Origin of the sequence: Shewanella sp. HL-SH2 (genome assembly GCF_051164935.1) — a bacterium.
In the GTDB taxonomy this organism is placed as follows: Bacteria; Pseudomonadota; Gammaproteobacteria; order Enterobacterales; family Shewanellaceae; genus Shewanella; species Shewanella glacialimarina.
Genome location: NZ_CP195035.1, coordinates 2,222,758 through 2,234,980, shown reverse-complemented (window position 1 = coordinate 2,234,980; position 12,223 = coordinate 2,222,758). Strand labels below are relative to the sequence as shown.

10 protein-coding genes and 1 pseudogene are annotated in these 12,223 nt (G+C 39.5%); 1 reads left to right on the top strand and 10 read right to left on the bottom strand.

Translation table 11 applies throughout. The features are described from left to right. The first annotated feature begins 165 nt into the window (after nucleotides 1-165). Nucleotides 166-864: an Hpt domain-containing protein gene (locus tag ACRWP9_RS09735; RefSeq protein WP_434925855.1), complete on the top strand. Its 699-nt coding sequence runs from the start codon at nucleotides 166-168 to the stop codon at nucleotides 862-864. 56 nt (nucleotides 865-920) lie between these two features. On the opposite strand, the gene ACRWP9_RS09730 is transcribed toward ACRWP9_RS09735, so the two are convergent. From ACRWP9_RS09730 to ACRWP9_RS09685, 10 genes and pseudogenes are all read right to left on the bottom strand, one after another. Next, on the bottom strand, nucleotides 921-1,712 hold the full coding sequence (locus tag ACRWP9_RS09730) for a class I SAM-dependent methyltransferase (RefSeq protein WP_434925854.1): 792 nt from the start codon (nucleotides 1,710-1,712) through the stop codon (nucleotides 921-923). A gap of 89 nt (nucleotides 1,713-1,801) precedes the next feature. Next, nucleotides 1,802-3,799: a methyl-accepting chemotaxis protein gene (locus tag ACRWP9_RS09725; RefSeq protein ID WP_434925853.1), complete on the bottom strand. Its 1,998-nt coding sequence runs from the start codon at nucleotides 3,797-3,799 to the stop codon at nucleotides 1,802-1,804. A gap of 130 nt (nucleotides 3,800-3,929) precedes the next feature. Further along, nucleotides 3,930-4,739 (bottom strand): alpha/beta fold hydrolase, encoded by an 810-nt coding sequence (locus ACRWP9_RS09720; protein ID WP_434925852.1) that lies wholly within the window; start codon nucleotides 4,737-4,739, stop codon nucleotides 3,930-3,932. A 42-nt stretch (nucleotides 4,740-4,781) separates the two neighbouring features. Next, nucleotides 4,782-5,147: a hypothetical protein gene (locus ACRWP9_RS09715; RefSeq protein WP_226410258.1), complete on the bottom strand. Its 366-nt coding sequence runs from the start codon at nucleotides 5,145-5,147 to the stop codon at nucleotides 4,782-4,784. A gap of 104 nt (nucleotides 5,148-5,251) precedes the next feature. After that, the gene (locus ACRWP9_RS09710; protein ID WP_434925851.1) at nucleotides 5,252-6,844 is read right to left on the bottom strand and encodes an ABC-F family ATPase; all 1,593 of its coding nucleotides are present in this window, start codon (nucleotides 6,842-6,844) and stop codon (nucleotides 5,252-5,254) included. A 260-nt stretch (nucleotides 6,845-7,104) separates the two neighbouring features. Further along, entirely contained in the window at nucleotides 7,105-8,028 is a 924-nt protein-coding gene (locus tag ACRWP9_RS09705; RefSeq protein WP_434925850.1) for a M14 family metallopeptidase, read from the bottom strand. Nucleotides 8,029-8,445: 417 nt separating this feature from the next. After that, nucleotides 8,446-8,919 (bottom strand): type II secretion system protein, encoded by a 474-nt coding sequence (locus tag ACRWP9_RS09700; protein ID WP_434925849.1) that lies wholly within the window; start codon nucleotides 8,917-8,919, stop codon nucleotides 8,446-8,448. Between the two features lie 273 nt (nucleotides 8,920-9,192). Next, nucleotides 9,193-10,173, bottom strand: coding sequence for a DMT family transporter (locus ACRWP9_RS09695; protein ID WP_434925848.1), 981 nt, complete (start codon nucleotides 10,171-10,173; stop codon nucleotides 9,193-9,195). A 22-nt stretch (nucleotides 10,174-10,195) separates the two neighbouring features. Then, nucleotides 10,196-10,423 carry a hypothetical protein gene (locus ACRWP9_RS09690; RefSeq protein WP_434929012.1) on the bottom strand — a complete coding sequence of 76 codons (228 nt, stop codon included), beginning with the start codon at nucleotides 10,421-10,423 and terminating at the stop codon, nucleotides 10,196-10,198. Between the two features lie 740 nt (nucleotides 10,424-11,163). Further along, a pseudogene (locus ACRWP9_RS09685) lies at nucleotides 11,164-12,170 on the bottom strand (transposase). Nucleotides 12,171-12,223: the final 53 nt, after the last annotated feature.

Here is a 12,223-nt window from a genome sequence, read left to right as displayed (position 1 = left end):
TATAGCAAACTAAGTTATTGAATAAAATCATTGATTCACAATAGCTCAGGATTATCTATATAGATAGATATAAGTGCTGGATTCAGCAACAAGATATCGATTAAGCTGCTATTATCTTTACATATAGTAAACTTAAAAAGTCATCATAAGCCGAGAACCATAGTTATGAAAACGAATAAAGAGCCTGTTAATCAGCATTCGGTCAATGACATTGATGAAAATATCACAGATAAGTGTAGCTCAGAATCGACAACTAAGACGCTCGAAAATTTACTACAACCTTTTGGGGGGAATGAGAAATTCTATCGGCGCTTAATCAGCGTTTTTGAAGACAATTTGGAGCAACAACTGCAAAATTTGGCATTGATGATCGCGCAAAAAAATGCCAAAGAAATACTGGGAATTGTCCATACTCTTAAAGGCAGTGCAGGATCAACGGGCTTATCATCATTGTATCGCGACTTGTGTGAGTGTGAAACTAAGCTAAAGCAAGCTTATGACTCTAATGCTTCAGCCTTTGACATGCTTTGCGTCGACCTAGCTGAACAATTACGTTTTGTAGCAAAAACGGAACTATCGAGTATTCATGAACTTTTACTCAATCAATCACAAATAAAACCCTCAGAGACAGCACCGCAGCAAGCTGAATATACCCTCACTGAACTGAAGTTAATCCTAGCTGAACTTAAACAACACCTGGACGATTTTAATCTCAAAGCTGTCGATATCGCTGAGCTACTTCAAAGTAACCGAGCCCAGAAGTTATCCCTTGAGCACAACTTCACTGCGTTATGTGATGCTGTAGAGGTACTTGATTTCGAAAAAGCACTTATTGAATTATCTTCCCTATCTGAAAGATTATAGAACTCGCTTTACCTCATAGGTACTATCCCCAAAAACAATGCAGTATAGGCAAAGTTTTATAATTTTATTGCACTCAACGAGTAGACCAAAGGCATCGCTTGGTTATTTTTAATCATCTGATAACGTGGGACTTCACTACTTTCATCCAAGCTTAGCCCTGCAAAACAATTATAAGGGCTATAGTCAAATTCATTAAAATGCTTAAGCTGTAAACCCGCAGCTAATAATGCATTAATCACATCACTTATCGGATGTGCCCAAGTAACCACAGTATGTTCAGTACCATCACAATTTTCAGTATAAGTACCTTCTTGTTCTATATCCGGTTGAGCGCGATTAAAATAACCATAGCCTTCCACTACGTCATTAAATGGATGAAATTCGGCCATATAAAATAATCCCCCCGGCTTTAAACTATTGACTATGGTTTGGGCCCAAAGGGTTAAATCAGGTAACCAGCAAATTACCCCAAATGAAGTAAATACAATATCAAACTCAGGTTTAACTAATTCACCAAATTGATAAACATCATGGCAAATAAACCGAGCATCAACATTAATTGCAGATGCAAGCTCATTAGCTTTTTCAATCGCACTATCCGATAAATCGACACCGGTAACAATCGCACCTTTTCTGGCCCACGATAGGCTGTCCAAACCAAAGTGACATTGTAAGTGAAGCAAGGTTTTGCCGTTAACGTCGGGTAACTCATGCGTCTCAATTTCAGTTAATGATGATGCGCCATTTAAAAAACCGCTTACGTCGTAAAATTTCGAGGCTACGTGTACCTGAGTTCGAGCATTCCAGGTAGCTTTATTACTGGAGAGGTAATCTTTACATAAATCCATTGAACGTTCCCAAAATAAAACCGAGCATATGCTCGGCTTGTATTTTACTAATATTAATAGTAATAGTGGTAGAGGTAGTGGTAGTAAACCTATTTTGATAAGGTAAATTTACTGACGGTTCCCGACATACCACTGGCATCATTTAGGAGTAGGTCATTCAACTCAGCAATTTGATGGACTATATCTTGGGTATGTTGATAAATTTCACTAATTTTTAATGCGTTACGATTAACTTCTTCCGCAACAGCAGATTGCTCATGTGTAGAAGTCGCTATTTGCTCATTCATTCTATCTATCACACCTACATGCTCTACGATAAGGCTAAGCTCTTTACCTGCATGCACTGCTTCATCCACACTTTTATCAGCTTGTTCTTTACCACGCTCCATCGCTTTAACCGCCAGTGCAGCGCCCGCTTTAAGCTTATCAGTCATCGTTTTAATATCTTCAGTCGATTTTTGAGAACGTTGTGCCAATGTACGTACTTCATCTGCAACAACAGCAAAACCTCGTCCTTGATCTCCCGCCCTTGCGGCTTCAATAGCAGCATTAAGTGCCAATAAATTTGTCTGCTCAGCAATAGAGCTGATCACATCCAAAATAGTGACAATATCATGCACATCTTGATCTAAGTTTTGAATTGCTGTGGCGGCATCACTAATCTCATTCGCTAACGCTTTAATCGCATAGCTAGTTTTACTCACATCACTATTACCCAGTTTAGCCTCTGAATTAGCTTGAGCAGATGCTTCTGATGCTTGCACGGCATTAGCCGCAATTTGGGTAACGGTAGCACTCATCTCGGTCATCGCTGACGCGACTTGCTCAGCTTCAGCAGAACCTTCTGATACATCTGTTTGCATTGCACTGGTAAAGCCATTCATCTTTTCTACAGCATTGACCAAACTGAGCGCATTTTTCCTCACTTGCATGATAATATTTTCAAATTCCACCATCATGCTGTTAAAGGATAATGCCAGCTGGCCAAACTCGTCAGAGGTTTGATGGTCAATTCGAGTGGTTAAATCAAAATTAGCCCCTACATGGGTGATGGTTTTTTGCACTTTTCGTAAGCTAACATGTAAATATTTAGCAATACTTAGAGTAACAAGCACAACAAATGACAGCGCTATAATTAACGCCAGTAATGAAGTAAACATGTGTTGGGATGCATAATCTAGCTTAGATTGCGCCAATAACTGTAGCCTTTGTGCCAATTTTTGTTCGATATCGGCAAGAATATTTATTCTAACAGTTGATGTTTTAAACCAATCTTCTGGGTTTTGTTGCGCTATTGCATCGGTATTTTGCGAAAAACCGATATTGCGCATATTATCAACATCTGTAAACGCCGCTGATTGTAATGCGTCTTTATATAATTGCCCATCTTCGCTTAATGCCGACGCGATAAAACGCTCAGCATAGATATTTTGCTCCGCAACTAACGTGACAAATTTGCGATACATTTCTGACTTAAAACCTTGCTGGCCAAAGGTCGTGCTTAATACAGCACGTTCAATACCTGCGCGCTCTTTAGCTTGTAAAAATGCAGCAAAAGATTTTAATCGTAGCGCCAACTCACTAATACTGGTTTCATCAGCTGCATTGTCGACCATAGATAATAGTATCGTATTCATGTGGGTGTAATATTTAACTTCATCTGCAACCGAAATGGTTAATGAATCAACAGAGACCCGCATCTTCTGCAGTTGTTGTAATGATTGAGTCACTTGAGATAACTTATCGCTAAATACTGGTGGTAAATCAGAGCTTTCTACAACATCATTAAATATACGAATTTGTTGGTCAGTCAGCTGCCGCTGTTTTGGCAGGGCATCTTTGAAAGATTGACCATTAGAGCCAATAAAACCCGCGCTCATTCCGCGTTCTTTTTGCAGTTCATGTACAAAAGCACTATTGGTAACCGCTAACTCAGTTAATACTAAAATAAGATTGAGTTGTTGCTTTGTTTGATATTGATTATAGACAAACATACCGCCATAAATAATGGAAATAAGTAAAGGGGGAAGTGCCAAAAATGCTAGCTTTTGGGAAATTTTAAGATTACCAATCCATTGCCAATTCATAAAGATCCTTATTTAATCGTAATTAACACATACATTTATAATAGACTATATCGATTAACACCCTGAAAAACTAAAGCAAAAAACATGTTATAAGTAAATAATAGCTTAAAATGTGATATGCATCGTGTAATTACTCTAGTTGCTGACAAAAGGTGATAATCAGTTCAGGCCATTCGTCAACATCAGCCATACTTTGCGCTACATGCAAAGTCGAATTAGGCAGCACCTCAGCTAAGGTGTTCGCACAGGACAAAGGGTGCGTTTCATCACCGTCCCACGCAAGGATTAAACAAGGAACATTAAGCTTAGCTAATTGCTCATGTGTTGGAAAATCATTCTCAGCTGCAGCTAAAAACAGCTGTTCAAGGCTACCTCGCTTCATACTTTTTAAGCCATCAAGCATGCCCAAAACGCTGTGTTTATGAGCGTCAATCAGCCACGAAGGCAGCATTCTATTAATATGTTTGGCATTAATTTTAGCCAACCCTTTACCACCAAGCATTTTGGCAGCTTTAGCAACTTTGTGATAATACTCTTTTTGCTTAACCCTTAATTCCCAGGCGGTAGGCGGGTTCATCAAAATCAGCCCTTTAACCCATTCAGGATGAAGAATAGCGCTAAATAAACTGCTCGCACAGCCCATTGACTGACCGCCTAACACGACTGCCGTGTCACCAAGCACCTTAGTGCCGAGTTGATAGGTATCTTCAGCAAGGCTTGTCCAAAGATAGTCTGATTTGTTATTTGTTGTGGCAGATAAACCATGACCAATAGCATCAAATCGCAATAGGGTGAGTTTTTTAGGGAATCGATGCCAGGCATAAATCCCTAACGCATCTTCACTTTGCATGCAGCCAAGCAAACCATGAGACCATATTAAAGCGGAGTTCTTACCCGTTGAGCGATAATTAAATTGATTAATATCAAAAGGGTGTGTCATGGCAAGCCTCCTTATATAGGGTTCACAATGTGTTCAGATTTTTTAACCAGTTACGATTTCAATTAATCGATTAATAAAGGCTTCAACCGCTTTTTCATTATCAAACTTAAAGGCTAAACCGTAGTGAATTTCTGATAGACCTTTATTGCGTCGAGTCGGAAAACGAGTCATTTGCGCATTATGATGGTAATCATATTTAGCATGTACACCTTCAATAGTAGCTAATTCGCTGGAAAATACCTCAAAGGCGGGTCGAATAATCAACAAAGGGGTTTTGGCATCAAGGTGTAAATACACCGCCTCTTTTAACTCTGGCAGCATATATTCGGTAACGTTTTTGATATTAAAGTTACTGCGGCAATTTACATTTGTTAGTGCTTGAATAGCTTGTTCGTGGGATAGGCTCATAAGATCCTCTGCATCATTAGTAATAACTCAAGTCTACCGCCCTGAAAACAAAAAGCCCCGAACTTTCGTTCAGGGCTTGAATATTTTGGCGCGAAAGCAATTATTTAGCTTTCAATGCCTCGGCTACCAAGGAACTCATCATAAGTACCTTTGAAGTCATTAATACCATCTTTGGTTAATTCAATAATACGTGTTGCTAAAGACGATACAAATGCACGGTCATGGGACACAAAAATTAATGTTCCTTCATATAACTCTAACGCATTGTTTAATGACTCAATCGATTCCATGTCCATGTGGTTAGTCGGTTCATCAAGTAATAATATATTTGGTTTTTGCATAATTAGCTTACCAAAATACATACGGCCTTTTTCCCCACCAGATAACACAGTCACTGACTTTTTGATATCGTCAGAGCCGAACAACATACGGCCTAAAATACCACGTACAGATTGGTCGTCGTCATTCTCTTTGCGCCACTGGCTCATCCACTCAAACAAGGTCATGTCATTGGCAAAATCAGCTTCGTGATCTTGAGCATAATAACCAATGTTATGGTTTTCAGACCACTGAATCGTACCTTCATCCTGTGGGATATCATGGACTAGTGTGCGCAACAGTGTTGTTTTACCAATACCGTTTTCGCCCAAAATAGCGATGCGCTCGCCCACTTCAACCATCAAATCAAGTTTACTGAATAATGGTGTGTCGTACCCTTTGGCTAGGTTTTCAACCACTAGCGCATTACGGAACAATTTCTTTTCTTGTTCGAAACGAATAAACGGGTTAACACGACTTGAGGCTTTAATTTCATCAAGTTTAATTTTATCGATTTGTTTAGCACGAGATGTTGCTTGTTTAGCTTTAGATGCGTTAGCAGAGAAACGTGCCACGAAGCCTTGTAGTTCAGCAATTTGGGCTTTTTTCTTCGCATTATCAGATTGTAAACGCTCACGAGACTGCTGCGCTGCAGTCATGTATTCATCATAGTTACCAGGATAAACTCGCAGTGCACCGTAATCTAAGTCAGCCATGTGAGTACACACTGAGTTTAAGAAATAACGGTCATGGGAAATAATAACCATGGTGCTGTTACGTTGATTCAACATATCTTGTAACCAACGAATAGTATCGATGTCCAAGTTGTTGGTGGGTTCGTCAAGTAACAATAAGTCTGGATCTGAAAACAACGCCTGAGCCAACAAGACTCGAAGTTTAAAGCCTGGCGCAATTTCACTCATTAAGCCAAAATGCTGATCAGTGCCAATACCGACACCCAATAATAAGTCACCCGCGCGAGATTCAGCGGTGTAACCGTCCATTTCAGCAAATTCCATTTCAAGCTCAGACACCTTGATGCCGTCTTCTTCACTCATTTCAGCTAAAGAGTATATACGGTCACGTTCAAGCTTAACTTCCCATAATTCTTTGTGGCCCATGATCACAGTATCAATGACACTAAATTCATCAAATGCGAATTGGTCTTGACTCAATTTACCCATACGCTCATGTGGATCTAACGACACATTACCGCTTGATGGTTCTAAATCGCCGCCAAGAATTTTCATAAAGGTTGATTTACCACAACCGTTTGCACCAATTAAACCGTAGCGGTTACCGCCACCAAATTTAACTGATAGATTTTCAAACAGTGGCTTAGCACCAAACTGCATCGTAATGTTAGCTGTAGTAATCAAAATGAAATTCCAAATCGAGTATGAGTGTTAGCGCAATAAACCTAAGCTTGGTAACTATAAGCTAAATGGCTAACAGGATAATTAAAGTAACCGTTTTGCCTGACGCTATAAGAATAAGCAATATAGGACAAAGACAGGCAGAATCAAGCGCGACATTTTAGAGATTTTTGGACTATTTATCAACCTAAGCGAAATGATAGCTTAGCGAATCATAAAATGACGTCCTGTCTACTGAACGTCATCAATATCTAAACGTTATTTTAGCCTATTTTTAAATATTCAATTATATAATCAAGTCCACCAGTTATTGCCGCAACTTGGGCATCATTACATTCTTTAGCCGTTACATTAGGGCTATCCGGGTAAACTTCTGTTGTAGTATTAAAATGATTATGGGTAATACCAGCGCATAAACTGAGTTTTTTAACCGGATAATTAATCACCCCAAATTGCTCAATAGGCACTTCAATTAATTGGCCGTCATCATCTGGCGCGATATGGGTTATTTTTGCCACAGCATCAATAATTGCTTTTTGAAACTCAGGCGTTGGATTTTCAGAGTCGCCGACTAAATAAAAGCCATCAGGAATAATACCCGCCTCATACTCTTTACCATCTCTTGCTGACAGTAGTGGTCTAAATTCACATTCGTCTGTGTCGGTAGTTTCATGCAAATCAATATGTGCGTACACCTCACCTAATGAGGCAACAAAAGCCATTAAGGCTGCAGACTCTTCGGCAGGGCTATCAGCATAAAATGAGCGATTCGGGTCAATTGCTTTAGGGTTCCAACGATTGACCGTTTCATATCCCCATGGGCTAATACAAGGCGCCACGGCAATATTAAAATATTGGCTATAGTGCGCGGCTTTAGTGTCTAAAAATTGAATGGCACCATGAACACCACTGGTTTCATAACCGTGTACCCCACCGGTGACCAGTATGGTCTTTTTAGTGGCACTCCAATTTTTAGTTTTAAAGGCAAACAAAGGATATTTAGCCGCATCAAATGTTAGTGCGCCATAATTAACCTGTTCAAACTCTGCTGATAAAGCGGCAAACTTGCTCATCACTTCATCTTGATAACTGCGCTTAATGGTAACTTGGGCTAACCATTGTGCTTTCTCTGACTCATCCCAAGGTTGCCCCGGCGTGCCAATTGGAAAAACTGCTTCTTGTGTCATAAACCCTCTATCATGCGACTAAACTAAATGGAGACTTAACTAAAGGTTACTTAGATAATCTTTCAGGTCAGCATATTAACCGATTGAGTTAGGCAAATCGATCAATCGCCTAAGTAAGTCTCCCCCATCGCTGTAAACCATCGAAAAGAGTAAAACTGTAATTAATATATTGCCTAGCAACTGCTAGAGCCAATCTAGCTATTATTGGAATGGATTCACTTGATCTCAAACTTGCCCAACGTTTTAAAATCAACTAGATAAACAATATAAATAAAAGTGATTACTATAAAGGCCACACAAAAAAAGGAAGGCGAACAAAGCCATTGAAGCAGAAAATGTATAAATAAACCAAAGTCCCGACAAAACATCATGACAAGATCGTCAAAATTTCAACATAAAATAGTGACTTTAATTATATCAACAACCCGTTATTGTTGAGGTAAAACTTGGTGGAACATTATTACGAGCTGAAGAATATCGAATCTTACAGGTATTAGGATCAGGTGCCAGTTTGACTTTAACTTCTATCGCACCCAATTGCCCGCTACAATTACCACCCACCCAAGTAAAACTAGCGTCAGTTTCAACGGCTTTAGCGATTCCATTCGGATGAGGACAGGGATACCCACAACGCAAAGTAATAGACTCACTTCCTACTTTAACCACAGGGTCTATAGCGCAATCTGTCTTATTTTCTATTCTCGCTTTCACATTGACTAACTCAGATGCTGATCGCATAGCCCCTTCTAAAGATTCAAGCGAGGCAATACGCGCATCGCCACTGATATTGATAAACTTAGGTGCAGCTACAACGGCTAAAATACCTAAAATAATAATAACGACAACTAACTCGATTAAAGTAAAACCTTGTTGTTTTTTAGGATGATACATATGTATTAATCTCTATCTACTTTATTTAGGGCGTTTTAATAAACCAAAAGAAGCCAAGCTGCCCATTGCATTAAACCCTACTGTTTATAACAAATCAGCCAAGTTAACAATATTACCCTACTAGCAAATAAGGCATAGGTAAAATTAGCGCGATATCAATTATCAACAATTTACATGAGCTAAGCTATACCAATAGCAAATAATCCAGCTCATTATTAGGTGTCGCTTGCGGGGTTTTGCACATTATCAATGTAAATACCCTAACCATTTAAGTTACTTCTTACGCGCGATTAACACCAGTGAGATACCACTTAAAATGATTGCCCCGCTAGCGATTAAATGCAGGCTTAATGTTTCATGATTAAACACAACACCTCCAACGGCGGCAATAAAAGGCACACTTAATTGCAGTGCAGCGGCTTTTGATGGGTTAAGCCCTGTTAACGCCTTATACCAAATAGCGTAACCAATACCTGAGGTCAACGCACCGGACACTATGGCTAATATGACTCCATCATAATGCGCACTTTGCAGTGTATTGCTTAATGTTAATTGCACTGAATTAACATTCATTGCCAAACTTAATATGGTCAACACGGCCAGCATTAAAATCATACTTCGGCTAAAGTAATCGGCAGAATCTAGTACCGGAGAGTGACTTTGTCGCCCAAGTAAAGAATACATTCCCCACGCCATACCACTTAATGCCATGAGTATCATCGACCAATATTGAGGCGTGCCGATATTAGGCCACAACAAATATCCAAGCCCGATAAACGCAATAACACTGCCGATAACTTCAAATGCCGTGGGCCTTTGCCCTTGAATAACCGCAACCACATTCATTGATAATTGTACCGCACCAAATAAAACCAGCGCTCCCGTTGCGGTATCTAACGACAAATAAGCGATAGAAAATAACCAAGCATAGGCCAGTAAACTTAACGCCCCTAACCACTTACGCCAGTTGTAAAATGGATGATGTTGATAAGAATGCTGCTTAAGGGAGGTCAACGAGTCTGATAACTTGGCTGGTTTTTGTTGATATAAATGCATGCAACCAACAATAAACCACAGGGTTAATGCACCTGATAATAATCGAATTAAGGTGAATGAATCGGCATCAATTAAGCGGGCTTCACCCCCGCCTAGTGCCATACGGCTTAATACAGAATTAGCAGCAAACGCCACCAATGCTATCAAGGTTAAAGCTGCCGTGATAAGCGATGATGGCGTTGAGATTTTATCGGACAAGTTAACTTACCTTTTAAGGATTTTAATTTTTAGTGAAGGTGAATTTATTAACAAACCAACCAATTGTGGCTAATTGGCGAGTTTGTGATAAGCCAAAGTAAATACAGATCCACGGCGATATAAGCAAAAACCAGGGTAAACCCGCAGTCGAGCGACCACTGAAAAACAGATACAAAAAACCAGCGTAGATAACAATCACACCCAATATACCCACAAGCAGCATGACCTTTTTAATCCACACTTCTATCATTGTAATGTTCACTTTAGTCCCTTCATAAAAATGTTATCAATAGCAATATTATGCTTATACCTATGCCAATAAATAAGTTTGGCACACACAAAAGCCGAGCTAGGCTCGGCTTTGGGTCAGCATAATAACATGCTTAAGTTTACAAGCGAATGCCGCCGTCAATTTCAACTCCATGGCCATTTACATCATAGTGTTCACAGATAAAACCCATGGTAGAAGCAATTTCAGGTGCTTTATCTAAACATCTAACAGAGCCGTTAAATAAATAAGCAGATAGAATTAGGCTCTATGTAGCCATGTAATTTGTATAAATCTGTATTAGGCATCGCACTTAAATAAACTGCGCAGATAGAAAGCTATCCCAACAGCGAAATTAGCCGCCTTATATTTAACAAAATTTATTTATAACAGACACCTAATTAGAAAAAACCTAAAAAAATAAAGGAACACAAGCACCTTTTTCATATCGAAAAAATAAAAAACTCATCGTATGCAGCACCTCAATAAAAATAAAAGATGCCACCCATGATTTTGAAGTCATAACATAACTCCTTTCGTTTTGAGTTACTAACACTGACTATCATTATCTGAATCAATAGGTTTAGCCGAGCGATTAAAATAATGTGGTCTCAATTGCCGCAAAGTTGCTAATAAGCTAAATTCAACACAGCAGAAAAGCGTGATATCAATCAAGTATGAGATAAATGGTTATCGGTAGGATAAGATTAGAAAGTTAATGCTTATGCGCACAACCAGCGCTGACAGTTGGCTGCGCCTTGTCGTCGCTTTCGGTCTAAATGCTCACAATAGTCAGTTAATGCAGGTAAAGCCCCTGCTGCACCTTTGAATAATCCGCCAAATTCGGTAGTGATTTTTAACCAGTTTTCAGCAGGTATATTTAATCGATTGAGAATATTCTGGCTACTTGAGCTAATGGCACCACGCTTATCTTGTCGAATTATCCTGCCGGTATCTTCAACCTGTACGATGTAGTCTTTTACGCTGAACATTAACCCATTAGGCATGTTCAAACGCTCATTACCCACAAAAGGCAATAATTCTGTTGGTTGCTCACCTTTTATCGCTGAATTTATTCGACGCTGAATGCTGGTGTAGTCTGAGCTTTCGGGGGTAGCAGCCATCCTAGCCCGAATAGGATTCAAATCGACATAAGCCATACAAGCTAATACTGCGGCTTCATCTAGTAATGCTTGTGATTTAAACCTACCTTCCCAGAAGCGACCTGTGCATTTATCTTCTTTATTGGCCATTCTGGCTATTGGCTCACTAAGCGAGCGCATAAACCAACTGATATCGATTAAGCGTTGGCGATATTGGGTGATACTGTCATTAACCGTCTTTAATTCAAATTCATTCAGCTCTTCACCTTTTACAAACTTGTGTGTCAGTAAGGTCCCTTTAAAGCCTTTGTGCCATTGAATTAGCACTTCTTTATCTGACCATTGTTTTGCTTTGTCTGCATCCACTTTAACCACTACATGTAAATGGTTACTCCCTGTTCATTACAAAGAATGCATAGGCACAAATATCAATGGCGAAAATTGTCGCTAATTCAAGAATACGAGCATCAACCCACTCTCGTCGATGCTCAAAGTTTTCACCTGTTGAGTTATCAAAACCGCACAGAAAAGCCTTACGCACCACACGCGAACAACAGTGACTACTCTCTATTTGCAGGAGAAGGCGTATCTTCTAGCCTGACGATTGTCTGTCTTGGTCTGGCCATCTTCAAATACCATTTAGGAAGGGTACATAAAGCGTAGTTGAGTGGTTAATGTT

What these genes read in the sequence shown, in the direction of transcription:
- ACRWP9_RS09705 (WP_434925850.1), bottom strand. Translation starts at nt 8,028, where the DNA reads ATGACACAAGAAGCAGTTTTTCCAATTGGCACGCCGGGGCAACCTTGG.
- ACRWP9_RS09700 (WP_434925849.1), bottom strand. Translation starts at nt 8,919, where the DNA reads ATGTATCATCCTAAAAAACAACAAGGTTTTACTTTAATCGAGTTAGTT.
- ACRWP9_RS09730 (WP_434925854.1), bottom strand. Translation starts at nt 1,712, where the DNA reads ATGGATTTATGTAAAGATTACCTCTCCAGTAATAAAGCTACCTGGAAT.
- ACRWP9_RS09690 (WP_434929012.1), bottom strand. Translation starts at nt 10,423, where the DNA reads ATGATAGAAGTGTGGATTAAAAAGGTCATGCTGCTTGTGGGTATATTG.
- ACRWP9_RS09725 (WP_434925853.1), bottom strand. Translation starts at nt 3,799, where the DNA reads ATGAATTGGCAATGGATTGGTAATCTTAAAATTTCCCAAAAGCTAGCA.
- ACRWP9_RS09715 (WP_226410258.1), bottom strand. Translation starts at nt 5,147, where the DNA reads ATGAGCCTATCCCACGAACAAGCTATTCAAGCACTAACAAATGTAAAT.
- ACRWP9_RS09720 (WP_434925852.1), bottom strand. Translation starts at nt 4,739, where the DNA reads ATGACACACCCTTTTGATATTAATCAATTTAATTATCGCTCAACGGGT.
- ACRWP9_RS09735 (WP_434925855.1), top strand. Translation starts at nt 166, where the DNA reads ATGAAAACGAATAAAGAGCCTGTTAATCAGCATTCGGTCAATGACATT.